The organism is uncultured Parabacteroides sp. (assembly GCF_905196875.1).
Taxonomy (GTDB): Bacteria; Bacteroidota; Bacteroidia; order Bacteroidales; family Tannerellaceae; genus Parabacteroides.
The window spans coordinates 1-25,189 of sequence record NZ_CAJJWO010000074.1; the positions used below are offsets into that span (position 1 = coordinate 1).

At 42.0% G+C, this 25,189-nt stretch carries 23 protein-coding genes and 1 tRNA gene; 12 read left to right on the top strand and 12 right to left on the bottom strand.

Features of this window, described 5'->3' with window-relative positions; translation table 11 throughout:
• From QZ076_RS18245 to QZ076_RS18265, 5 genes are all read left to right on the top strand, one after another.
• Positions 1-164: BamA/TamA family outer membrane protein (locus tag QZ076_RS18245; RefSeq protein ID WP_293715824.1), on the top strand; the 164-nt coding region annotated here is incomplete at its 5' end.
• A gap of 124 nt (positions 165-288) precedes the next feature.
• Positions 289-804, top strand: coding sequence for an OmpH family outer membrane protein (locus tag QZ076_RS18250; RefSeq protein ID WP_028729699.1), 516 nt, complete (start codon positions 289-291; stop codon positions 802-804).
• Positions 805-873: 69 nt separating this feature from the next.
• Positions 874-1,377, top strand: coding sequence for an OmpH family outer membrane protein (locus QZ076_RS18255; RefSeq protein ID WP_293715773.1), 504 nt, complete (start codon positions 874-876; stop codon positions 1,375-1,377).
• 79 nt (positions 1,378-1,456) lie between these two features.
• On the top strand, positions 1,457-2,290 hold the full coding sequence (gene murI / locus QZ076_RS18260) for a glutamate racemase (RefSeq protein WP_293715776.1): 834 nt from the start codon (positions 1,457-1,459) through the stop codon (positions 2,288-2,290).
• A gap of 9 nt (positions 2,291-2,299) precedes the next feature.
• A complete protein-coding gene (locus tag QZ076_RS18265) occupies positions 2,300-2,968 on the top strand; it encodes a M15 family metallopeptidase (protein WP_293715779.1) in 669 nt (222 codons plus the stop codon).
• Here QZ076_RS18265 and QZ076_RS18270 read toward each other — a convergent pair.
• Both QZ076_RS18270 and QZ076_RS18275 read right to left on the bottom strand, forming a co-directional pair.
• Entirely contained in the window at positions 2,965-3,333 is a 369-nt protein-coding gene (locus QZ076_RS18270) for a YccF domain-containing protein (RefSeq protein WP_129729564.1), read from the bottom strand. The genes QZ076_RS18265 and QZ076_RS18270 overlap by 4 nt on opposite strands.
• Before the next feature lie 87 nt (positions 3,334-3,420).
• The gene (locus tag QZ076_RS18275; RefSeq protein ID WP_293715783.1) at positions 3,421-4,668 is read right to left on the bottom strand and encodes a peptidoglycan DD-metalloendopeptidase family protein; all 1,248 of its coding nucleotides are present in this window, start codon (positions 4,666-4,668) and stop codon (positions 3,421-3,423) included.
• Positions 4,669-4,844: 176 nt separating this feature from the next.
• Here QZ076_RS18275 and QZ076_RS18280 point away from each other — a divergent pair, with 176 nt between their 5' ends.
• Both QZ076_RS18280 and QZ076_RS18285 read left to right on the top strand, forming a co-directional pair.
• Complete coding sequence (locus tag QZ076_RS18280) at positions 4,845-5,273, top strand: META domain-containing protein (RefSeq protein ID WP_293715786.1); 429 nt, start codon at positions 4,845-4,847, stop codon at positions 5,271-5,273.
• Positions 5,274-5,279: 6 nt separating this feature from the next.
• Positions 5,280-5,723, top strand: coding sequence for an META domain-containing protein (locus QZ076_RS18285; protein ID WP_293715789.1), 444 nt, complete (start codon positions 5,280-5,282; stop codon positions 5,721-5,723).
• Between the two features lie 51 nt (positions 5,724-5,774).
• Here the strand turns inward: QZ076_RS18285 and QZ076_RS18290 are convergent, their stop codons facing one another.
• From QZ076_RS18290 to QZ076_RS18315, 6 genes are all read right to left on the bottom strand, one after another.
• On the bottom strand, positions 5,775-6,407 hold the full coding sequence (locus QZ076_RS18290; protein WP_293715792.1) for a hypothetical protein: 633 nt from the start codon (positions 6,405-6,407) through the stop codon (positions 5,775-5,777).
• Between the two features lie 92 nt (positions 6,408-6,499).
• Positions 6,500-7,300: a hypothetical protein gene (locus QZ076_RS18295; protein WP_293715795.1), complete on the bottom strand. Its 801-nt coding sequence runs from the start codon at positions 7,298-7,300 to the stop codon at positions 6,500-6,502.
• Between the two features lie 23 nt (positions 7,301-7,323).
• A complete protein-coding gene (locus QZ076_RS18300) occupies positions 7,324-9,312 on the bottom strand; it encodes a RagB/SusD family nutrient uptake outer membrane protein (RefSeq protein WP_293715798.1) in 1,989 nt (662 codons plus the stop codon).
• A 21-nt stretch (positions 9,313-9,333) separates the two neighbouring features.
• Complete coding sequence (locus QZ076_RS18305; protein ID WP_293715801.1) at positions 9,334-12,621, bottom strand: SusC/RagA family TonB-linked outer membrane protein; 3,288 nt, start codon at positions 12,619-12,621, stop codon at positions 9,334-9,336.
• 636 nt (positions 12,622-13,257) lie between these two features.
• The gene (locus QZ076_RS18310; RefSeq protein WP_293715804.1) at positions 13,258-15,474 is read right to left on the bottom strand and encodes a HAMP domain-containing sensor histidine kinase; all 2,217 of its coding nucleotides are present in this window, start codon (positions 15,472-15,474) and stop codon (positions 13,258-13,260) included.
• Positions 15,475-15,690: 216 nt separating this feature from the next.
• Positions 15,691-16,851, bottom strand: coding sequence for a DUF1343 domain-containing protein (locus tag QZ076_RS18315; protein WP_293715827.1), 1,161 nt, complete (start codon positions 16,849-16,851; stop codon positions 15,691-15,693).
• A gap of 195 nt (positions 16,852-17,046) precedes the next feature.
• On the opposite strand from QZ076_RS18315, the gene QZ076_RS18320 reads away from it, so the two are divergent.
• The 3 genes from QZ076_RS18320 to QZ076_RS18330 all read left to right on the top strand — a co-directional run bounded on the left by QZ076_RS18320 (position 17,047) and on the right by QZ076_RS18330 (position 20,847).
• Entirely contained in the window at positions 17,047-17,229 is a 183-nt protein-coding gene (locus QZ076_RS18320) for a hypothetical protein (protein WP_195370759.1), read from the top strand.
• 172 nt (positions 17,230-17,401) lie between these two features.
• Complete coding sequence (locus tag QZ076_RS18325; protein ID WP_293715807.1) at positions 17,402-17,944, top strand: HD domain-containing protein; 543 nt, start codon at positions 17,402-17,404, stop codon at positions 17,942-17,944.
• 167 nt (positions 17,945-18,111) lie between these two features.
• Positions 18,112-20,847: a putative LPS assembly protein LptD gene (locus QZ076_RS18330; protein WP_293715810.1), complete on the top strand. Its 2,736-nt coding sequence runs from the start codon at positions 18,112-18,114 to the stop codon at positions 20,845-20,847.
• Positions 20,848-20,921: 74 nt separating this feature from the next.
• Here QZ076_RS18330 and QZ076_RS18335 read toward each other — a convergent pair whose 3' ends face one another.
• Positions 20,922-21,584: a uracil-DNA glycosylase gene (locus QZ076_RS18335; protein WP_129729552.1), complete on the bottom strand. Its 663-nt coding sequence runs from the start codon at positions 21,582-21,584 to the stop codon at positions 20,922-20,924.
• A gap of 9 nt (positions 21,585-21,593) precedes the next feature.
• Entirely contained in the window at positions 21,594-22,631 is a 1,038-nt protein-coding gene (asnA, locus tag QZ076_RS18340) for an aspartate--ammonia ligase (protein WP_293715813.1), read from the bottom strand.
• Between the two features lie 227 nt (positions 22,632-22,858).
• On the opposite strand from asnA, the gene QZ076_RS18345 reads away from it, so the two are divergent.
• Positions 22,859-22,931: transfer RNA gene (locus QZ076_RS18345), tRNA-Arg, on the top strand.
• A 73-nt stretch (positions 22,932-23,004) separates the two neighbouring features.
• Here the strand turns inward: QZ076_RS18345 and QZ076_RS18350 are convergent.
• Entirely contained in the window at positions 23,005-23,406 is a 402-nt protein-coding gene (locus tag QZ076_RS18350) for a DUF5053 domain-containing protein (RefSeq protein ID WP_293715816.1), read from the bottom strand.
• Positions 23,407-23,444: 38 nt separating this feature from the next.
• Positions 23,445-23,627 carry an acyltransferase gene (locus QZ076_RS18355; protein WP_293715819.1) on the bottom strand — a complete coding sequence of 61 codons (183 nt, stop codon included), beginning with the start codon at positions 23,625-23,627 and terminating at the stop codon, positions 23,445-23,447.
• A gap of 1,007 nt (positions 23,628-24,634) precedes the next feature.
• Between QZ076_RS18355 and QZ076_RS18360 the strand changes: the two genes are divergently transcribed.
• Positions 24,635-25,072: a DoxX family protein gene (locus QZ076_RS18360; RefSeq protein WP_293715821.1), complete on the top strand. Its 438-nt coding sequence runs from the start codon at positions 24,635-24,637 to the stop codon at positions 25,070-25,072.
• Positions 25,073-25,189: the final 117 nt, after the last annotated feature.

Here is a 25,189-nt window from a genome sequence, read left to right on the forward strand (position 1 = left end):
TTAATCCGTTTGATCTGAAACGTTCTGCCGGTGTCGGGGTACGTATCTTCCTTCCGATGATCGGTTTGATGGGTATCGACTGGGCATATGGTTTCGACAAAGTGGATGGAGCTCGTAGTGCAGGTGGTAGCAACTTCCACTTCATCATTGGACAAGAGTTCTAATAGTAAATGGCAGATTAATTGAAAATTAACAATTCAGCACTAAGCGTTAACCATAATTCATTGGAACAAAGTAAACCCTCCGCTATATTTGTAGTCAGAGAGTGAAACTATAAAAAGAAAGCGTATGAAGAAGATTATTGTTTTGAGTTGTATGATGCTCCTTTGCTCTTTTGCCGGGATGGCGCAAAAGTTTGCTTTGATAGATATGGAATATATCCTGAAGAATATTCCGGCTTATGAAATGACAAATGAACAATTAAGCCAGGTGTCAAAGAAATGGCAGAATGAGGTGGAAGCAATACAGCAGGAGGCGCAAAATATGTATAAAACCTATCAGAGTGATTTGGTATTCCTTTCTGCTGAAATGAAGACAAAGCGTGAAGAAGAAATCGTGAAGAAGGAACAGGAAGCGCAAGACCTGAAACGTACTTATTTCGGACCGGAAGGTGAATTGTTCAAAAAGCGTGAAAGCTTGATGAAACCGATACAGGATGAAATTTATAATGCAGTGAAGGAAATATCGGAAGACAAGGGATATCAACTTGTTGTTGACCGTGCTTCAGCTATGAGTATTATTTTTGCATCTCCAAAGATCGATATCAGCAATGAAGTGCTGTTAAAGTTAGGATATTCAAAATAAATGCTTACATTTGTGCGCTTTATGCACACAAAATATAATTGATTAATAACAAGTAATATTTTATAGAAAATGAAGAAACTGATTATTTTATTGTTGATGATCCTCCCGTTAGGAGTTTTTGCTCAGGACATGAAAGTGGCAATTGTTAATACAAACGATCTTATTCCATTAATGCCTGAAGTAACTGCTATGCAGGAAACTCTGAAGCAGATGAATGACAAGTACATGGGTGAAATGAAGACCATGCAGGATGAATACGAAAAGAAGTATGCTGACTATATCGCACAGCAGGATTCAATGACAGAAAATATCAAACTGAGAAGAATGCAGGAACTTTCAGATATCGAACAAAGAGTTCAGAACTTCACTCAGGTAGCTCGTCAGGATATGGATAAAAAACAGCAGGAGTTGTTTACACCGATCCAAGACAAAGTAAGAAATGCAATCAAAGCTGTCGGTGACGAAAAAGGGTATGCTTATATCCTCGATTCTAACCCAGGTATGGTTCTTTACACTGGAAACGCTGCTATCGATGCTACTCCATTCGTAAAAGCTAAATTAGGTTTGAAATAATACAATCTAAAGTACGATACAACAAAGGATGCCTTTCTATGAAGGGCATCCTTTGTTGTATTATAAAAGAAGGAAGAATATGTTTTTACAACAACCGGGTCCGATCGGAGTTTTTGATTCCGGCTATGGCGGACTGACTGTATTTGACAAGATCCGTGAGGCAATGCCTGACTACGATTATATTTACCTGGGAGACAATGCCCGGGCTCCTTATGGGCCGCGTTCGTTCGAGGTGGTATACCGCTTTACCCGGCAGGCGGTGATGAAATTATTCGCTGAAGGCTGCCAACTGGTTATTCTGGCCTGTAATACGGCTTCAGCAAAAGCGTTGCGTACCATTCAGCAACGTGATCTGCCGGTGGTTGATCCCACACGTCGTGTACTGGGCGTAATACGTCCGACCGTCGAAATGATGGATCGGGTCAGTTCGACGAAGCATATCGGGATACTGGGAACCGCAGGCACAATCTCTTCCCAATCTTATTCTCTTGAAATAGAGAAGATGTTTCCTCATATAAAAGTAACCGGCGAAGCCTGTCCGATGTGGGCTCCTCTGGTTGAAAATAACGAGTTTGATTCTCCCGGTGCCGATTATTTTGTGAAAAAGCATTTGGATCATATCCTTTCCCTCGACTCACAGATTGATACGCTGGTATTGGGGTGCACGCATTACCCATTATTGATCGGGAAGATCAATCAATATCTACCCTCCGGAATTACTGTCTTCGCACAAGGAGAATACGTAGCGGCGAGCCTGATTGATTATTTGAAAAGACATCCTGAAATGGATCGGAAGTTGACCCGCCATGGTGAATGTCGCTTTCTGACCACAGAATCGGCTGGGAAGTTTTCGGATGCTGCCTCTGTCTTTTTGAATAATCCGATAGAAGTAGAACAAATCTCTATCGACTAAGGAGGGAATATGAGACAAGTCCGGCATATCTTTTTATTTCTGTTGCTGCTTTCTTGTTTGCATAGCAGGGCAGAGGATCTGGATGTCTGGTTGCAAAATAAAGGGATGGTGGATGTGTCCGTGTGGGATTCGACTATCTGTGTACAGCTCGTTTATGCTACCTCCGACAATTTTATAGGGGAAGCGGTTTATTCCGGTATTACCCGTGCCTGGTTGCATCCCGATGCTGCCCAAAAATTGGTTGCAGCTCAACATTTGCTTAAGAAAGAACACCCGGAACTTACGCTGGTGGTATATGATGCCGCTCGTCCGATGTCTGTGCAACGGAAGATGTGGAGTCTGGTTCGTGGTACTGATAAAGTAAATTATGTGAGTAATCCTTCCAACGGTGGAGGGTTGCATAATTACGGAATGGCAGTGGATGTCACGATCCTGGATAAAACAGATCAGCCTTTGCCTATGGGAAGTCCTTTTGATTTCTTTGGGGAAGAGGCCCACACCAACCATGAAGAGGCCCTGCTGGCCTCTGAAAAGATAACCCGTGAAGAGTTTGATAACCGGCGTTTACTCCGCCGGATAATGAAGAATGCCGGTTTTCGTACGATCCCTTACGAATGGTGGCATTTTAATGCTTGCAGCCGGGCCGAAGCCCGGCAAAGTTATTCTGTGTTGGATTAATTAATATTCTTACCGAATGGAGTCAGCGCAAGAGCTGCCATCTTGAAATGTTGTCTTCCCCAGGGGATACCGATTATCGTGATACACAATAAAAGACCGAATCCCAAGTGGGTCAGGCAGATCCAGAAACCTCCCAGTATGATCCAAAGTATGTTCATAATGATGCAAAGGCAGCCTCCGGAATTACCGTTGTCCGTGACTGTGCTACCGAAGGGCCATAAGGCCAGTAAAGCCAGTTTTAACGTCTGTAGTCCGAATGGTATACCAATGATGGTGACCATTAATAACAGGCTTGAGATCAGATACTCGATACTGGTAACCAGTCCTCCGAAAATTAACCAAATGATATTACCAAGAAATTTCATAAGCCACTGAATTTATCATGTTCACAAATGTAACATAATTCTGATTAAAAGCAATAGTTATCGGGGGTGAAACCGACAGGTATCGCTTTACTTCCGGATAAGCATCTGTAGACTATCGAGTTCGGCAAACATCTGTTGTTTTACAATCATAAAGCTATCGCGTAGCTCAGGTTTGACCGGCAGTGAAGGAGGAGCCTCCATATTCAACGGGTTGATTGGCTCTCCGTTTTTGTGTACGCGGAAGTCCAGGTGAGGACCTGTCGACAGCCCGGTAGAACCTACATAAGCGATCACTTCTCCCTGTTGTACATGACTTCCGACCTGTATGCCCTTGGCGAACTTACTTAGGTGCATATAAGTGGTAGTATATACCGAGTTATGCTTTACTTTCAGGAAGTTCCCGCCGCCATTCTGATAACCTTTGGCAATAACCGTTCCGGCTCCGATACTTTTTACCGGTGTTCCGACAGGAGCAGCATAATCGACTCCATGATGCGCACGGTAACGTTTCAATATCGGGTGAAAACGAGCATTGGTGAAGCGTGAAGTTATGCGGAATATATCTAACGGTGCTTTCAGGAAAGCCTTGCGTAGACTGTTCCCTTCCTGATCGAAATATTCGAATACGCTGTCCTGGGTAAAAGGAATGGCAACGAAGTCTTTCCCCTGGTGGTTGAATACAGCTCCCTGGATACCGTTTATATTTAATGCAGTCGTGTCATCGATATAAGCTATATCGTACAGTACACGGAACGAGTCACCCTCTTTTACGTCGTAGAAGTCTATCTGCCAGGCAAAGACATCGGCTATATTGATTGCCAGCAACGGGTTCACCCCATTTGACTGGAGAACGTTCCATAGCGAGGAGTTCAGCGTACCTTCCACATAGTGCCTTTTTAAGGTGATCGGTTTATTGAATTCGTAGGCACGTATAGTGTCGCCGGTAAGGTCGATCACAGCGTAATCTGTCCGCGACTTGGCGAAAGCGATGTAACGGATCTGTGCCGTACTGTCCTGCATTGTGAATGTGTAGTAATGCATACCCGCCTGTAGTTTGGTCGGATCGAGAACTTCAACAGACGACCGACTGATACTGTCTGCCATCAAAGCAGAAAAGCCCAGGCTGGAAAAAATAGAAGCCGGGTTGTCGCCGTTCTTCATCTTATAGTCTTTCACGTCCAATGTATCTATACATACGCCATATTGATAGACGCGTTGCTGGCTGTCGATCCATTCGCTGTTGACTTCTTCTTCGGTTTGTTTGGGTGTGTTTTTACAGGAGAGACCTAGTATGAATAATAAGATCAAAATAGGTGCAATGTTGATTCCCTTCATTATATCCTCTTTTATTGTTTATCCATCAAGCTGCAAACTTACGGAAAATATAAAGTGGTACATTCGCATGATTTGTATCCATTTGTTAATGTTGACTAAATAGCTTACTTTTGCGGAACAATTTGCACGTATTTGACGTCTTATTCCTGTAAGTGATATAACAAATAGTATAGATTATGAAAAGAGTAATTTTTTATGTATTAATGCTCCCGATGGTATTGGGAATGATGATTTCTTGTTCTGAAGCCAAAACAGATGCTAAGAAACTGGAGGGTAAATGGAATGTAATTGAAGTAAAAGGCGAAAAGATCTTGAAAGAAGGATTACCTCCATATATGGAATTTGATATGGCGCAGAATAAGTTGCACGGTAATGCCGGTTGCAATATGTTCAATACCACTGTTACATTGGATGCAAATGATGTTTCAGCGATCACGATCGCTCCGGGAGCAGCTACGATGATGGCTTGTCCGGATATGACGACGGAAGATGCTATCATGCAGGCTATGGTTAATGTAAGTGCAGTAAAAGCCGGTAGTTCGGAGAGCGAAATGACGCTGGTCGATAAAGATGGTAATGTGTTGTTAGTTCTGTCTAAAAACTAATCAAAGATGAAGAAGTATTTATTTCTCTGTCTGGCTGTGGTAGGTATTGCCGTATTTGCTTCCTGTAAATCCCAGAAGGCGGTTGTAGCCTCCTTTTCCGATCTCGACGGTGAATGGAGTGTCGTAGAACTGAACGGGAAGAAACTGGACCCGGCGGACAGCAAACAGTTGATTGTGATCGATGTTGCCCGTAAACATCTATCCGGTAACGCCGGCTGTAACCGTATGAACGGTAACATCGAGTATACGGATGCACAGAAAAACATCATCAAGTTTCCGCAGGTTGCTACCACCCGTATGGCTTGTCCTGACATGAAAGGTGAGCAGGAGTTTCTGGATGCATTGAATAAGGTGGTGCGTTTCCAGGCTGAAGGAGAGGCAAAACCTGTGAATACAATAGCCCTCTATGGAACAGATAATGGGAAGTTGATGGTTATTCAAAAGAAATAAGTAACATTGTATAATAGGAGAGGTGGCCCTGTTGAAGGAGACCACCTCTTTTCAGTTTAAAGATAGAGCATAGTTGCATAATTTAGTAACTCCGCCAATTGAGTAAAAATCTATCTTATAATCATCAATGTATTGTTTGAGCTGGGCTTTGTGTTTGGGGAATATTTTTAAGAATTGTTTTTCTGTTGAAAATCGTTTTAATCGTTTGTTTATCTCAACATAAAACTGATAATCAATCTTAACCAGAACTGTATTTTTCTCATTGTTATCTGTCCCATAGATAAGATTGGAATAACTATCTACAGACGCTGTTTCTGTCTTGCCTCCATAAGTCAGATCTTTTTTGATCCGTTTGTTTCCGATGTATTGAACTAATATTCGAGGGAGTGACTGTATTATTTCTGCAACTTCATTTCCTGATATAGGGATAAAAGTTTTGGAGCCGACTTTTATTGAAACGATCATATCCGGGTTTGAGAATTCTTTTTTCTCATTGTCTTTATCTATAAAAACAAACTTGTTATCAAACAGGTCATAGTTTGCAGGAACCTGGAATACTCTTCCGTCTTTATAGTAAATATATGAATCTGTAAATTCCGGGAATAAGTATGGGGAATATCTATCTTGTGCAAAAAGATTTGATACCCCAAAGAAAATGATAAATAGAATCAAGGTATATTTCATATTGTGTCTGGGAATAATGAGGTCGAAAATTGACAGAAAGTAGTGGTGGTGTTTTTTTACTCTCCACTACTTTCTTTAGTTATGTTGACTTATTACAAAGAATATGAAGTCTTTTCCTTAGCTTCTTCGGCTGTCACTTCCAGCAAGTGCACTCGAACTTCGTATAAACGTTTGTATTCCGGTGCGCCGTCCGGTCGGATAGCTGTGTTGGTTACCATGTACTGCTGTGGCTTGGTATAATCGCCGGGAGTCCCTAATCGTGGGGCTCCGTTAACAGGGTCGACTTTACAAGCATAAAGATCTTCCATAATAAACTCCAGCACCATTTCATTTTGTTTAACAGGCATAACGACATAGCGAAACATATCTTCTTTTGCTCCGACTGCTTCACTTTCTATTTTTTCGAAATAAGCATATGGTTTCACTGTTTCGTTATCGAATGCCGATTGTATAAAAGCATGTCCTTTGTTGGGGGTATGATAACCCACTTTATCGAAAGAAAATACATGCGCAATGTATTTTTTCCCTTCCGGTGCGGAACTGTCATCTACAATTTCCAACGTGTTTTTTACCTCCATCTTTTCTCCCGGAGCCAATGTCTTATTCAAGATTGTGACATTCGATCCGGTATTGTTGACATACTCCATTCCGGTTTCAAAAGAGCTGAGTAACGATCTGGCAATATAATTGTCCAGCCATTGTCCTTTTCCGTAATTGATTTGCCATACTTTATTTACGAAAAGTTCGCGAGGGCGATTTCTCACCAGGCCTGTTCCCAGGTCGAGTTCTGAATATACCGATTCGGGTACTTCATCCCAGACTATCCCGCTCTGACAGCCGGACAAAGTGGTTAAGCCGAGTGTTATTGCTAATAATATATTTTTGATTTTCATACTTTTGTTTTTTGATAAAATGATTATTGATAACTTCTGTTTTCCCAGCCCGGATTTTGAACGAAATTGTCATTTATTTCCAGTGTAGATCGTGAGAATGGTAATTTGTAATATACGGCATCGTTAAACTTACGATCATAATAGACACTGGCATCGACCGGGCGGACTTCAAAGTAAGGAGTGAAATATTTTGGATCGGTACTTGGTGCTAAATGTCCGCTAAGCTCAACCAGCTCACTTTCAATACCTTTTCGGAAAATAAACATACCGCTGGTATTTTTGTTCAACTCTTCGATCACAGTTTTACCTTCTGATTCTCCCCACCTAATGAGGTCGAAATAACGATGCCCCGGTACTTCGAACGCAAATTCTATACGGCGTTGCAATTTATATTCTTCCCAAAGGTCGTGACCAACTACAGAGGCTTCGAAGTTATCAAGTCCTGCACGGTTACGAATCTGATTAACTGCGTTTAATACTTCCCCTTCTTTTCCTCCGAGTTTATAAGCTGCTTCTGCATAGTTTAACAAGGCTTCTGCATAGCGAACCATGAAGTAGGAAGCTGAAGATTGCGTATAGTTGACAGTTCCGTTTTCATTGAAACGACCGATTGTATATTTGGCTGCGTAATAACTTGTTACAGTCGATTGTGCACCTCCGGTAATATCTAATTTCTCAGTATGTTTGTAGTAAGTCCCTAACGCACTATACTTTTCCGTTTTAGTCGGTTCCGAGTAGTCGATCCAGGTACGGATCAGATATCTTTCATTTTCAGAACCTGCATAATAAGAACTGTCGTAAAGAATGGTCGCATAGAAACGTTTATCCCTGTCTTTATACATATCCAGATAATTTTCACTGGTGGCGGTCAATTGGCCTAGGGAATTTTGAGTTACTCCCAATTCTTTTGCCTGACTTGTTTTCCACCATTGAGTCCATTTACCGGTAGCCTTATCTTTCTGATAATAACAGTCAACCAATTCTTGAGTCGGATATGCCCCTCCGCGGCCACCGTCCCAATCCGGAGCAAAGTCGGTTGTACCACCATACATTTTTGCCCAGGAAACAGGATGTGAATAGTTACCGGGATTGAAACCAGACCTGTTTGCCTCATTAAACATGACAGGCCAGATGGATTCTACTGATGTGTGGCCACTGGATGTGTTAAACAATTTGGCATAATCCGGATCCAATTCATATTTGCCTAAAACAGCTTTTGCAGCGTCATAGGCCATCTGATAGTAATGTCTCGCATCTTTAGTGAATTTGTAAAGAGCTTTGCTTTGGGCTGCTCCTGCTAATTTATCATACAATCCTTTAGCGGAGGCTTCTGCAGCACAAGCGGCTGTCAATGCTGTACGTGATTTCAATACTTGTACGGCATCGATGTTGAGCAATCCCAATGCCGGTTTAGCTGTTACTTTACCAAACAACTCCAATGATTTGTCGTAATCAGCCAGAATTTGGTCGAATACTTCTTCGCGACCGTTTTGAGGAAGCATTGTTTCATCGAAAATAGTCATTGAGTTGGTGATAATCGGTAGGATACCCCAGTATCTTTCCATGTCAGCGTAGAACAATCCACGGAATGCATAACTTTCTGCCAATAATTGACTCATCTCTTCTTCTGTGATGTTAGGCACGTTAGGAATCCGTTCGATGGCCAGATTAGTTTGACGGATTTTCTTATATCCGTTATCCCAGGGGGCTCCAACTAAACTTGTGATACTACTCATCTCGTCATACTCTCTGTTATTATAGCTGTATTGACGGAATGTATTCTGGTCGCGGTCGATATTACCACAGGCATTATCTGACCATTGTTCACTTTGGAAAGCCTGATTGGCTCCCGCCGGGCTCCATAAATAGAATTGGTTGACGAAAGTACGCGATAACTGTGCATTCCCCCAGAATTGATCTTCGAATACACTGGTTGTCGGTTCGATCCCCAGCGGATCGCAACTGGAGAGGCAAACCGCAGCGAATAAAGCTAATATATTTAATTTCTTCATTTTGTTTATGTTCTAATGTGTTTACAATGTTAATGTAGCACTCAGTGTGAATGAACGTTGAGTAGGATAACTACCCAGTTTATTACCTCCCCAAATCGAATTTGCCGGCAAATACTCCGGATCCGTCAGGTTATGGAACGGGTTACTTTTCTTTACCCAGGTACAAACATTATTGGCAATAAAGTTAACATTCAGCCCTTTGATGAAGCTTACGTTTTTAAGAACCCGGCGTTTCAGGTCGTAGCTGACACTGATGTTTTTTAGTTTCAGGTAAGAAGCATCGTACACCCAGGCATCGACATAGTTGTAACCCCATCCGTAAGTTGAGTTGGTCGGCAGCGGAAGTTTATTCGTAATGGGATTGCTGGGAGTATATGATTCAGGAAACAGATATTTACCATAATTCCAATAGTAGTCTTGTTGCGAACGGGCAGGTGAAGTGACATCACCGGTTACATTACCGGCTCCCTGTAAAAAGATTTCAAAACTGAATTCTTTCCATCCTAAACCTAAGGTGATACCGTAAAGTGACTGAGGAACCGTACCCCCTCTTTCTTCTATCACCTGGTCGCCACCGTTCAGTACGCCGTCGCCGTTGATATCTTGCATGCGGAATGTCCCTAACGTATGGTTGCGGGTGAAGTGGAGATATGAATTATACATATCTTCATATGAGGTAAACAGCCCGTTTGTTTGCCAGGAAGCACTGTATGTTGGCTGTACATCATTTTTTCCTAAATTGTTTAAGTTAGGGTAATAGTAGCTTTCATCCTTTGTTGCATGTCTTACTGCAACCTGTTGCCAATACGTATAGTTTCCTCCGACTCTGTAGGTGAAGTCTCCGATCCGATCACTCCAGTTCAGTGAGAACTCAACACCGCCTTTGTGATTTGTTACATAAGGAGCATTCATTTTCGGGGTATTGGGTAAGCCTAAAACCGAAGTGTAAGTCAATTCTGGATTCATATCTATTTCTTCTCCTTTATTCAGGTACAGATAGGTGTCGAATGAACCGGTCAGACGATCTTTGAAGAAGCCGAAGTCGACACCACCACTGATCTGCTGTGATTCACCCCAAGTCAGGTTACTGGATACATTCGTTTCGGTCCAGACTGAATTGGAAGCCATATTTTCCCCCAACAGGATATTTTGAGCTTTATCATTGCTTTTATATAATCCGTATTGATTCATATAACTAAAAGGACTGGAGAGTTCCTGACCAACGATACCGTAACCGGCGCGGATTTTAAACGAGTTGATTATATCATTGTTAATGATATCTTTGATGAACTCTTCTTCCGTTAGCATCCAACCGGCAGATGCCGCATAAAAGAATCCCCAACGTTTATCCGGGTGATAACATAACGAACCGTTGTAGTTGGCACTTAATTGTAACAGATACTTGCTGTCATAATCGTAAGTGACACGGCCTACGAATGAAGAAGAACCCCAAAGGCCTTCTGTTCCCTTCATTTCTTGCATTGAAGCTCCGGCTTCGATTTGTGGGTTGTAGATAGTTGGATAACCATAAGCTTTTGCCATTGTTGAGTTGGTTCTACGTTTCTGGCTCGTATAGTTGATCATGGCTGACAGATTGTGCTTGCCGAAAGAACGGCTGTAATCTGCCTGTAGGATACCGGTAGTCAAAGAGTAATTATCCCATGTCTGTGATAAATTGGCATTACTCGGATTATAGCTGCTTTCCTGAGTTGCATACGGACTGGAATATACGCCTACTTCCGGATGAGAGAACGTTTTGTTCATTGAGTTACTGTAGTTGAAGTTGACACTTCCGCTAACCGATAATCCTTCCACCCATGGCAAGCTCCATTTTAAACCGATATTACTTTGCAGACGATAATCATCTGTATTGTTGAATCCGGTGCGCAAACGGGAGTCTAATCCGCCGGATTTATCCAAACCGGTTGTCCAGTTTTGTGGCTGATTATGCATTTCGCTTCCTTCAATCAGGACGGAGTTGAAGATACCGTCTCCACCTTGCGGTTGCTTCTTTTTGGACATAACCCCATTTAGGTTTAACGTAAACTTCAGGCTCTTGTCTTTTAGCAGGTAAGCGTCAGTATTGACGATTGCATTATACTGCTCGTAATCGTAGGTATCGCTGATACCGGATTGTTTCATGTAACCCAAACTGGAGTAATATCTTACTCTTTCGGAACCTCCACGTACGCTCAGATTTGTTTGGGTCATTGGTTGTGTATGATTGAAAAAGTCCCAAGCATCATAGTCTCCATAATAGTTCTCAATATCTTTCCCTTGTGTTACAAACGGATTGAACAAATCGTTTATGGCGTCGAGAGAATATCCTAAATCGTATTTCTGATTGACCATGTCGGTGATTTCCTGGCGGCTATGACCTTGCGAATTTAAGTATCCCATGTAGTATTTGGACATTTCTGTTGTGTTGAATGCAGGGTTTTCAGCCATACTGGCGGCGTACAACTCGTTTTTCTTATTTACATAATCCCAGGTACTCATGGCTTTGGGTCTGTAAGAAGGAGTCATCATAGTCATTTTCTGGCTTACTGATATTTCCAACTGTCCTTCCTGTCCTTTTTTAGTGGTTACAACAACAACACCATCGCTTGCACGTGGCCCATATACAGCTGTTGCAGAAGCATCTTTTAAAATACTCATAGAAGCAATGTCGTCCGGACGGAGACGGTTAAAGAACACTTCGCCCTGGCTGGTTTCCATCACTACATCGTCGATTACATACAAGATGTTACTACCACCACGGATCCAGATCTTGGATGTTTCACCAGGTGCGCCGGAGCGTGCTTGTGAAATAATACCGGATACACGGCCGCCCAATCCATCGCTCGGCGAGGTTACTGGTAGCTTGGCAATTGATTCGATTTTTACGTTTACGGCGGCGGCTGTCAATGTTTTTGTTTTCTGGACTCCGCTGAAACCGGTTACAACTACTTCATCCAAAGCCTGTGAATCCTCTATTAACTTAACATTAATAGAAGGTTGTCCTGTGTACTTGATTTCCTGCATGGTATAGCCCACAAAGGAGATCTGGATGATACTTCCACTTTTAACACCCTCTAAGGTAAAATTACCGTTTATGTCGGTGATAATACCGTTTGTGGTTCCTTTCACAATAACAGAAGCTCCAGCCACGGGGCCGAATTCATCTTCTACTATTCCTGTCACTTTCCCGGCTTGTTGGGAAATGCTTGCGCTCGGTTTAGTTGGTGTTATGTCTGCATTCATGCTCTCAGGAGAACATAAAATGCCTGCAAACAACAGTAAACCAATCGGCTTGAAGTTTTTTAGCATAATGTGCGTTTTTAGTTTGTTATTAATTATGTAATAGATAAAAAAACAATTCTATTTTGGAGTTTTCCGATAGTTGGCAGAGGTCTTTTATTGGGCGATTAGCCTGATAGGTCACGTTAAAAGTGAAATCATCTTCGTGTTCTGTTGTTGCCATATAATACTAGTTTTAATTAGTTCATAGAGAACTATGGTGTATTAGGCTCGCGATCTAAGTTTTTCTAAGAAAAAGTACTATCTATCAGCTTTTATTTTTTGTCGATAATAGATTATGTGAAATAAAAGTTTAATTTTGCGCATTATATATTGAATTATTTTATAATATTTGCAAAATAATAACCATGGTTCTCTATGAACTGGGGTTAATTTCAGAATAGTTTTCTACCCTTTTTTTACTAAAAAGCAATCTTCAGAGAGAGTTTTAGATATATCTTAAAGTTAAGATATTTACATCGTACGTTTAGTTTGTATTTGTTTGGTGATTGTTTTGTTGAGTTTTATGAGTGAAATAGGTTTTTACATTTTTAGTTATTTGTTTATATCTGTTGACGTGTATTGTGTAAGTTTTACTTTTCTGTGGTTTTGGGAGTAGTTGTAATATTGCGAGAGATATTTTTCTAATGGGGCCGCCTTTCTTTTTTATATCTGTTTAGCGGGCATTTTCAGCGTGAAGCGACTGCCTTTGCCTTCCATGGAGCTGACCAGGACATCTCCTTTCAGCCGTCCGGCTATGGTCTTGCAGATGGAGAGTCCGAGACCGGTACCTTGCGCGAATTCATCCTGTTTGTAGAATCGTTCGAATACTTTATCGAGAGCACTTTCCGACATGCCGATACCTGTATCTTCCACGTAGATATACACCTGCTTCTCATTCTGGTTATAGTTGTATCCCAACTTGATGTATCCGTTCTTCGTAAATTTGACGGCATTGTTGATAAAGTTAGTGATCACCTGGGTAAGCCGGAAACGGTCTGCATATACCTCTACGGAAACTTCCGGAATGTCTTTTATAAAGTGGATATGTGCAGGGATCAGCAGATGATGTGTCTGGTAGATTTCTTCTATCAGGTCATTCAGTTTGAACGTCTCGAAAGTGAAACTCATACGGCCCGACTCGATGCGTGATAGTTCCAGGATGTCGTTGATCAGTTTCAATAATAGATTGCTGTTTTTGTTGATTGTGTCTTTGAACAATTCTTTTTCTTCTTCTCCCAGATCCGTTTCTTCCTGTAAAAGGTTCGAGAAGCCGACAATGGCATTCAAAGGGGTTCTTATTTCATGGCTCATATTAGCAAGGAAAGCCGATTTCATCTTATTGGCTTCTTCTGCTTTCTCCTGCAGGATGATGAGTTTTTGTTCTTTCTCCTTGAAAGACTGTATATTCAGGCAAAGGCCTATTACGGTTTGATCGGATTCTGATTTATCTTCTCCGTGATTGTAACGCAATTCCCACCAGCTATATCCTTTCCCACTGAAATTAAAACGGCATTGAATGGTCGTTTCTTCCCATACCCCGGAGTTTATATCCCGGATATGGCTACTCAGATGTTCCTGGTCGTCCGGATGTGTTAAGGATAATAATTCGTCAAGCGGCATTTTACGCGGTATGATCTGATTGGCAATAAAGAAATCGTTTTCAAAAATGAAGACTCCGTTTTCCAGTCGCCAGGCATAGGTGTTTCCTCCCTCCATGGCAAGCCGCAGGAAGCGTCTTTCTTTTATCAGGTTTGTCTGTATTTGCCGTTTGCGCTTGTATTCGTTTCTGTATAAGTAGAATAATTGGGTAATGACATAAATGACGAGTACCAGGAAGAAAATGCCTCCTATTATCATGGTCTTATGATAACGTTCATAGAACGGTTGGTTATAAATGATGCTGCCGGCCGGTAGTTCACTCGTTTTTATATTGAAACGCTGCATCTCGTTCCAGTCGAAGGCATAAACTTTCGGGCTCTCTTCCAGAGGAAAGTCTGAAGGTTTCTTCCCGTTGATAATTGCTGCAGCTCTTTCGGATACGATATCGGTTTGTATTTCCAGCGTGGTGAAATAACCGCCTGTAATACCTTTACTATCATTAAAGCCGTTGTTGATGACGGTAAAATTGGGGACATTAGCCAGACGTCCGATCGTTAATACATCGAAGTCGAGTATGATTTGCAGGCAAGCAGTGTATGGTTTGCTCTGGAAGATAGCCAATAACCCTTTTGCCGAGAGAAAAGCTGTTTCCGTGGTGTACAAGATCGACTTACCCGGTTCGCCCGGACAGATATCTTCAGGATATTCATTTTTCTTTTGATGAAATAAGCCGATTCGTATGGTTCTGCCTGTACCTCTCACTTCCTCCTGAATAGTCCTGAAAGACTCCCTCCCCATAAATCGGGCATGTTTGAAGAAAAGTATATTAGAGGGACCGTATAGTTTTTCTATGAGCTCGATTGTTGTGATGTAATCCGGCTTATCCAGGAATCCGCAGAAGTTAGGGTGTTGCTCCAATAGAGGGTAATTGGGAAAGTTTACTCCCGAAAAAACAACAGGCTTTGCTTTTCCGAAAGGATGGTTACATGCCATCAATGTATAAGTGGCCTGGTCGTCATTTACTAATATGATATCAGGATTCCATTGCTGGATCGAGTCGAGAAATTGATACATTCTGGCATTTTCTTCTGCTTCATTGTAGCGTTCACTGTCCAGGTAGAATGTACGGACATCAGTGTTGATATTCTTTTTTTCGAGCTTATCTGAAATCAGGTTGCTGAATTTGGAGTAAGCAACAAGGTCTTCTGTATAGGAGTGTATTACCAATATTTTGTATAAAGCCTCATCCGTATGTGCTTTTAATACTCCTGCCTTTGTCATCGGGATGAATAAAAGAAGGAAAATCGATATTTGTATAAAATTTTTCAAGAAATATATCCTGTTAAACAACTCTACCCTTTTCTATTAGTTCGCTTATATAATGCACAATGTTATACTTCGGTCCGGTCGGCCGTGTATAACACTGCGTATATTTTTCTGTAATTGCACGCAAAGATAATTAAAAGGTGAACAAAATCAACGGTTGTTGATAAATAGTTATTTTTTTGCAGGATAATCCGGATAAAGCAGATATTTCTTTCTCATCTGTTTGTAACTGTCCAGTTCCGTTTTCCAGCTTTCCCGTATTTCATCTTCCGCTAATCCTCTCACTATTTGGTACCTGAGTTCTTTGGTACCTGCCAGTAAGTCGAACCATTGAGGTCGTGAGAAGAAGAAGGCCTGGTCTTTTCCGGCTTTATTATAGAAGTCGAGGAAGAAGCGTAGGCTCAGGCCACCTTCAAAGGGATATTCCCGGAGGTCTATACCGTAACACTCTTTGTCTTTTTGCAGGGGATTGGTATCGAACCCGGGAAGCGATACCGGAGTAAAAGAGAAGTCCCCGTACTTCCTGTCCGGAAAACCGATTACCTGGAATGGGTAATAAGTACCACGTCCGATGCTGATATTTGTAGCTTCGAAGAAACAGAGCGAGGGATAGAGGCGGATCGACTGGTCGTTAGGCAGGTTGGGAGAGGGCTTGACCGGTAACCAGTAAGGATCTCCATGTCGCCAGTTCTCCATCTTGACAATATGCAGCTTGCAACTGTCGGGTGAACTTTTCAGCCATCCTTCGCTGTTTATCATCCAGGCCAGTTCGCCAACCGTCAGGCCGTGTAATATAGGAAGAGGATCTACACCGACAAATGACTCGAATCCTTTTTTGCGGATCGGTCCGTCTACAAAATCATTCGGGTTGGGCCGGTCGAGCACAATAAATTCTACTCCGTTTTCAGCACATGCCTCCATTACATAATGCATAGTACTTATATAGGTATAGAAGCGCACTCCCACATCCTGTATGTCGAATACGACCACATCCAGTCCCTGCAGCTGTTCGGCCGTCGGCTTTTTGTTTTTTCCGTAGATGGAAACGATAGGAATACCCGTTTTCTGATCGCGACTGTCTTTTATATCGGCTCCGGCATCAGCCGTACCTCTGAAACCATGTTCGGGGGCGAATACCTTTTTTACCCGGATACCTTTTTCCAGTAAGGCATCCAGCAGATGTTTCTGTTGTTTCTCGAGGATAGAAGTTTGGTTAACAACCAGCCCGACTTGTTTATCCTGCAACAGGCGGGTCACTACGTCTAATCGTTCGGCACCGAGTATCAAGGGTGCCTGTGGAGTAGTAGCCTGAATTTCGGGCAAAAACATCATGCCTAGTAGCCAAAGTGTAAGTCTGAAAACTGTTTTCATAATCTGTTTCCTAATAAATCTTGGGTGCAAAAGTAGCAAATGTTCGTATCATTAAAGCTATGGAAAGAATTAAAAGTGTTTAGATTTAACATGTTTCGGATGAACTATCCGCTTCTTTGTTCTGTTGAAATGACATAAACATTAATAAATAATTATATGGCAACGAGATTACCTAAAATCAAGGACAAAGCAAAGACAGAAGCTCTGGTATTGGATCGTAAAGATGAACGTTATCCGGTACAGCAGGTGGCTACCGATGGGAAGGTTACAAAGCAGGAAGTAAAAGAAGCAGTACGCGAAATTAATCCCGACGAAGATAGTCTGGGTAGCCGTGGATAATTTTGTTTCATGCTAGTGAAACAACTGTTTCACCCTGATGGAACAACTGTTTCACTAGCATGAAACAAAATTGTGACAGGGAGAAGCAAGCACTGATCTCAAGGGAAATATTTGAGGATGTCAAAGAGTAAATTATGTATCTTTGCGATCTGAATGTAAAGTGTAAATAAAAATGAATCCTCTTGATATTATTTCAAAGTATTATCCGGCAGAGTCGGATGCCTGGCATATTTTAGTAACACATAGCCGTAGCGTGGCAGACAAAGCGTTGGGTCTTGCCCGTCTGCATCCGGAAATGGAGCTCGATATTCCGTTTATAGAAGAAGCAGCCATGCTTCACGACATCGGTATATTCTTGTGTAATGCACCGGAGATAGATTGCCACGGTTCTGCCGAATACATCTGTCATGGCTATTTAGGAGCCGACCTGATGCGGAAAGAAGGTTTCCCGCGTCATGCCCTGGTATGCGAACGGCATACAGGAACCGGTATCACCCTGGAAATGATAGAAGAAAGACATCTTCCGTTGCCTCACCGGGTCATGGTGCCCGTTTCGTTGGAAGAGCAATTGATTTGCTTCGCCGACAAATTTTATAGTAAGACGAAGCTGGATAAAGAGAAGCCGGTCGAGAAGGTAAAACAAGGTCTTGTAAAGTATGGCGAGGAGACCGTTATACGTTTTGATAACTGGTGTAAACTCTTTTTAGGGGAATAAAAGCGGAAGGGCTCATTAATTTGTTATACATTTGCATGCTGTAACAATTCAGTTGATAGTTGACAGATGACAGTTGACAGTTTGATGATTAAGATAATTCTTATTCTTACTTTTCAATCTTTCGCTTTCACGTGTCAACTATCATCTGTCATCTGTCAACTTAATTAATGAAATACAGAGGCTTAATTATCCTATTATATTTCCTCGCCGGGGCTTTGATGATGTATTCGCAGGAGCTGGTTGCCCCGACGGATACTGTGTTGGCTGTTGTTGGGGATACCATAGTCCCTGTTGCGACCGACAGTACAGTCTTAGCTTCTGATACTGTTCCAAAGAAGCAGACCGGCCTGGATGCTCCTGTGGCTTACCAGGCTAAAGACTCTATCGTAATGACTGCAGGTAACTGGGCTTATCTGTACGGTGAAGGCGATGTCAAGTACCAGCAAATCGGACTACAGGCGGAAGTGATCGAGATGAATATGGACAGCAGTCTGGTATTCGCGAAGTTCGGTCTCGATTCGATCGGTGACGAGTTCGGTTATCCTTTATTTAAGGATGGCGACCAGGAGTATGAATCGAAGACGATGCGCTATAATTTTACGACCCGGAAAGGATATATCACCGATGTGATTACCCAGCAAGGAGAAGGGTATGTAACTGCCGGGCGCACAAAGAAGATGGACGATGATGTATTGAATATGGTAGGCGGTAAATATACGACCTGCGATGAACACGATCATCCTCACTTCTATATTCAGATGACCAAAGCTAAGGTCCGGCCTAAAAAGAATATCGTTACCGGCCCTGTTTATATGGTTATTGAAGACGTACCGCTATATCCGATCGGATTGCCTTTTTGCTTCTTCCCTTTCTCGAGTACTTATTCATCCGGTGTGATTATGCCGACGTATACCGACGACTCCAATCGTGGGTTCGGTTTGCGTGACGGAGGATATTATTTTGCCTTAAGCGATTATATCGACCTGGCTGTTACCGGTGAGATATATACCAAAGGTTCATGGGGGCTTCAGGCGCAATCCTCTTATAGGAAAAGATACCTGTTCTCCGGTAATTTCAATGCCGCTTATCAGGTAACGAAGTTTGGTGATAAAGGGCTTCCCGACTATAGTTTGAATAAAGACTTCCGGTTAAACTGGACACACTCGCAAGACCCGAAAGCAAATCCGTACCGGACTTTCTCCGCCAGTGTGAACTTCTCGACCAGTAGTTTCGACCGTAATAAAGCGAACGGTTTCTTAAATGCGAATAACACGGATGCTATCTCGAATACAAAAGGTTCGAGTATCAATATAACACAACGTTTTCCGAATAACCCGCTTTCTCTTTCGGCAACAATGAATGTCAACCAGTCATCCAGGGACTCGTCCATCGCTGTCACCTTGCCTAACCTGACAATCACATTGAGCCGTATCTTCCCGTTCAAGCGTAAGAACCCTATCGGGAAAGAACGTTGGTATGAAAAGATCTCGATGAGTTATTCCGGCTATTTCAAGAATAGCATCACAACAAAGGAGAACTTATTGTTCAAGTCAAATCTTATCAAGGACTGGAAGAACTCGATGGAACATAGTATTCCGGTCAGTGCCACCTTTACGGCATTTAAATATATCAACATTTCTCCTTCGTTTAATTATAAGGAAAGCTGGTATACAAGTAAGATTACGAAACAGTTCGACCCGAAATTGAACAGTCTGGTAAACCGTGATACGACCTATGGGTTTTACCGTATCTACAATTATAACGCATCTGTATCTGCTTCAACAACCTTATATGGTTTCTATAAACCGCTTCCTTTCCTGGGAGATAAGGTACAGATGATCCGTCACCGTTTTGAGCCGTCTGTCAGCATTAGCGCAGCTCCCGACTTTGGGGGAAGTATTTTCGGTTTCTACGATCATTACCAGTATATCGATGCCAACGGCGATCCGATCGATTATATCTATTCTCCTTTCGCCCATAACGGTTCTATCCCTAATGGAAAGCAGGGAAGCTTGAACTTTACGTTGGATAACAATGTCGAAATGAAAATCAAATCCGATCGTGACACTACCGGCTTCCGTAAGATTAGCCTGATCGATAAGCTTTCGTTGGGAATGAGTTATAATATGGCTGCCGACTCCTTCAAATGGAGTGACCTGTCTGTCGGTTTACGTCTTAAGTTCTCGAAAAGCTATACCTTGAACCTGAACGGAACCTTTGATACCTATACTTACAAGGCAGACGGTAGGGGTAATCCTGTCCGGGTAGATATTCCACGTTGGAAAGCAGGAAAAGGTATCGGCCGTTTGCGTAATACCGGAACCAGCTTCTCTTATACCTTCAATAACGATACCTTTAAGAAATGGTTCGGAGGTGGAACCGACAGCAACATACCCGAAGAAAATATCGGCGATGGCGAACTCGAAGATCTGACAGCCGAGAATCCCGATAATGCCAACACACCGGAAGAGAAGGAGGGTGGTCGTCTGCGTGGAAAGAAGAAAGATACCGGCGAGTATGACTCGGATGGCTATCTGATTACTAAGATTCCATGGAGCTTGTCATTCAATTACAGCATGCAGTTGCGTTACGGAGATTTTGATCCCAACAGGTTGGAGTATAAATACAAACTGACGCATGCATTGAGTTTTAACGGAAATATCCAGCCGACCAAGAACTGGAGTTTTAACTTCAATGCCACTTACGACTTCGACAATAACAAGATCTCGTTCATGACTTGTAATGTCACCCGTAATCTGCACTGTTTCCAGATGTCTGCAAGTTTTGTACCGGTAGGGCCGTATAAATCGTATACCTTCTCTATCGCTGTAAGTTCTTCCCTGTTGAAAGACCTGAAGTATAACCAGAGTAGTAATGTACGCGAAGGACAAAGTTGGTATTGATACATATAATATAGATAAAACGAAAGGGCGATGAAAAACTATTCATCGCCCTTTCGTTTTATTCTGTAAGCCTTCTACCATTCGATAGGTGTCTGACCTGTCGCTATCAGGTAATCATTCGCTTTACTGAAATGCTTATTCCCGAAGAAGCCGCGATAAGCTGAAAGGGGGGAAGGGTGTGCTGACTTCAATATCATATTGCGTGAAGCATCGATGAAAGCTCCTTTCCGTTGTGCGTATGATCCCCAGAGGATATAAACGATATGGCTGCGTTCTTCGGCCAGTTTGTGGATGACAGCGTCGGTAAAAGCCTCCCATCCTCTGTTCTGGTGTGAACCGGCCTGATGTGCACGAACCGTCAGTGTTGCGTTAAGTAATAACACGCCCTGGTCAGCCCAGCGCAACAGATTACCGCTGTTGGGCATCGGTTTACCCAGGTCGCTTTCTATTTCTTTGAATATATTGATCAGTGAAGGAGGAAAGGGTGTTCCATCCTGCACCGAGAAACAAAGCCCATGCGCTTGTCCCGGTTCGTGATAAGGGTCCTGTCCCAGTATAACTACTTTTACCTTTTCAAACGGGCAATGTTCAAAAGCATTAAAGATATAAGGTCCGGGAGGATATACGGCTCCCTGACGGTATTCCTGTTTTACAAAGTTGATCAGCTCATTAAAATAACTTTTCTCAAATTCAGGAGCTAACCGTTCTTTCCAGCTTTCTTCGATCTTTACATCCATAGTTTTATATTATATCAAGTGCATTCCTGCTGCACGGGCTTCCTGACGCATCTCTTCCGGCCAGATACTTGCCTGTATCTCTCCGATATGAGCTTTGCGCAGATAGAACATACACAGACGGCTTTGTCCGATACCACCGCCGATACTTTGAGGTAGTTCTCCGTTCAACAGGCGTTTGTGGAAGTAGAGTTCTCTCTTTTCTTCGGCGTTAGAGATCTTAAGTTGACGTTCCAAAGCTTCTTTATCCACACGGATACCCATGGACGATAATTCCAACGAGCGGTTCAACACATCGTCCCAAACCAGCAAATCGCCGTTCAGACCTGTCTGGCCATTTTCTGCCACAGTCGACCAGTCGTCGTAGTCCGGGGCACGTCCGTCATGCTTCTCTCCGTTGCTCAGTTTACATCCGATGCCGATAATAAATACGGCTCCGTATTCCTTGCAAATAGCGTCTTCCCGTTCTTTCGGTGTAAAGGTAGGATATTTTTGTAACAAATCCTCAGAATGGATGAAATGAATCTGCTGGGGAAGTGCCGGTCTGATATTCGGGAACATTTCGTAAACCAGGTATTCTGTACGTACCATAGCTGCGTAGATGCGGCGTACGACCTCTTTCAGGTATTCGACATTCCGTTCGCTTGGGCTCATAACCCGTTCCCAGTCCCACTGGTCTACATACAGTGAATGGAGGTTGCCCAGTTCTTCGTCCGAACGGATAGCGTTCATATCGGTATAGATTCCGTAGCCTTCTTCAATATTATAGTCGGCCAGGGTAAGACGTTTCCACTTGGCCAGTGAATGTACGATTTCGGCTTTCGAGTCGTTCAGGTCTTTGATCGGGAAGGTCACGGCACGTTCGGTTCCGTTCAGATCATCGTTGATCCCCATACCTTTAAGAACGAACAAAGGTGCCGTAACGCGGCGCAGCCGTAGTTCGGAAGATAGGTTTTGCTGGAAAAAGTCTTTGATTTTCTTAATTCCCATTTCTGTCTGGGATAGGTTAAGCAAAGCTTTATATCCTGCAGGTTTAATTAAATAGCTCATATACTTGTTGTGCTTTGTGTTTGTAAAATATGCGTGGCAAAGATAATGATTAATGGTAAAATAGCAATGCAGAGGCCTTTTTTATTTGCAAAATGGCAGGATATGTGGCGATGATGATTGCAAAATATCAAAACATGTGTTATACAACAGAAAAAGAAAGATTGTAAAAACTCTTAGCCGCTACATTTGCTTTCCTGCGATATTATATTTACTTTTGCACCGTCTTTGGCCTGGTAGCTTAGTGAATAGAGCGTCAGATTCCGGTTCTGAAGGTCGAGGGTTTGAATCCCTCCCGGGTCACATTAAGCGGTATATAAAGCAGAAAGGCGACACACTTTTACAAGGTGTCGCCTTTCTGCTTTATTTTAGTCCATCAACATTTGATGGACAGTGAACCTATTTTGTTACTGATATCGCGTAGCGCAAAGTTTAGTATGTCGATTTCTTCCGGGCTAAGTGAATACACTTGTCCTCTAATGGAGTTACCGTTAATACGCTGATATAACCAAGCACGGCTTTTGCCAAAATATTTTTTTGCAATATACGAGAGGGAAACAACTTCGGAAATGTCTTTTAGTTGTTCTTTTATCGTGATTGCCTTGCCAATATCTGCTATTTCCGACTTGATGCTGTCAAGTTCTTCTAACAGATGTTTGCGGATAGCTTCTTTATCTTCCGGTGAAGTGTAGTAGGCTTTCATATCGGTCAGGAATAAATCTAGTTCCTCTCCGGTAAGGCTATCCATCTTATTCAGGTCTTCTTTTAAAGTTCTCATATTACATAGGTTTAAATTCCCTCCGGGAAGGGAAAGTATTACTTTTTCTTTTTTAATTCTTCAATTCGATATTTCAGCTTTGAAATCTCATCTAACATTTTGTCGGTTTCGATTTCATCTGTGTAAGGATCAATTTCAAGTATAGTGACCTTTCGTTTCCAGGTATATATACGGGCTTCAACTTGAGCGATCTTGAATTCCAATTTTTGAATATCATTCATATTAGTTTGGTTAACATTAATACTCGTTATCTGATAATGCAAATATACATAATCGTTTGGTTATGTACAAGAGTTAATTCAAATAATTAAGTAGATATATTTTCACCTTCCCCGCTAAACCTCTGGAATATCGTTTTGAAGTAGCAAAGATCAGATATAATCTTTATGATACTGGCTGCATCGTTAGGCTCAGCGTTTTCTCCGTATATAGCGAGAAGATGTATAACTTTATCAAAAGTTTCCAATTGATGATTCAATACGTCCGGATTCTCTTGATACATTTTGATACTCTTAATCAATAATGGTGTTAGCTTAATTCCTTCGACAGTCATAATAGAGCTCCTTCCTTTTTAATTGATGTAAGAAGTTTCCTGCTTCGGCGGCTTGATACGATTAATAAAATAGATTTCATACGATAATGTAGTTTAGCTTTTAGGCAGAAAAAGAACGGCTGCCATTTCCCATGTCGCTAAACTACATTATCGTCAACTCCGTAGAGCATGAGAAAAATGTCGGGAAAGGCAACCGCCTTAAACAATATATTCCCTTTTCGTTTTTGCAAAAAGGGGGAATTAATGGGGCCTAAAAAGGCCCTCATTAAAATCGAGCATTAATCGCGCTCTGCGATGTTGACATACAACAATGTAGTTTAGCAATACAAACATACGGAATGTTTTTGGAATAGCAATGCAAGACTTGTTTATCTTAGTTATAAACTCTTTTATTAGTAATCATGAAATACCTGTTTACTAATATAAAGCTCCTTATCTTTTAATATTTTGACCTGGGTAGTAAAGGTTTTCGAGCAAGGTGGCAAACGTTTTCAACCTAGGTGGTAAACGTTTTTGGCCTAGGTCAAAAATATAAAACAAAAGTACTTTCGAGTTAGGAGCTAGTTGCTTTGTAGTTAGAAAACTATTAGGTTACAAGGAATGGAAGCTATGAACATTTCTTTACTTCCATTGTTTTATATATAAGTTATTAATCTTATGTAAAAACTAGATAATATGTTGGCGATATACAGATTTTTATTCCCGTCTAAACCGGACGGAACAACTATTTCACTGTTGTTATTGGCGTTGCGTATCCTTTTCGGAGGATTGTTGTTATCTCATGGTATCCAGAAATGGACTAACTATTCGGAGATGTCTGCCGTATTTCCTGACCCATTGGGGGTTGGTAGTCAGGTTTCACTGGGACTTGCTATCTTTGGCGAACTGGCCTGCTCGATAGGATTTATCTTCGGTGCCTTATACCGGTTGGCTATGATCCCGATGATCTTTACCATGTGTATGGCGTTTTTCGTTATCCATGGGAATGATGCGTTCGCGGTAAAAGAGCTTGCCTTTATTTATCTGGTAGTATTTATACTGATGTATATAACCGGGCCGGGTAAGTTCTCGCTAGATCGGTTTATCTCTGTGCCGTTGGCAAAAAGAAGATGATGTATAAAATATGATATAATAAAAAAAGTCCGTTAATCATTCGACTAACGGACTTTTCTTTTGGTGGGCGTTGACGGATTCGAACCGCCGACCCTCTGCTTGTAAGGCAGATGCTCT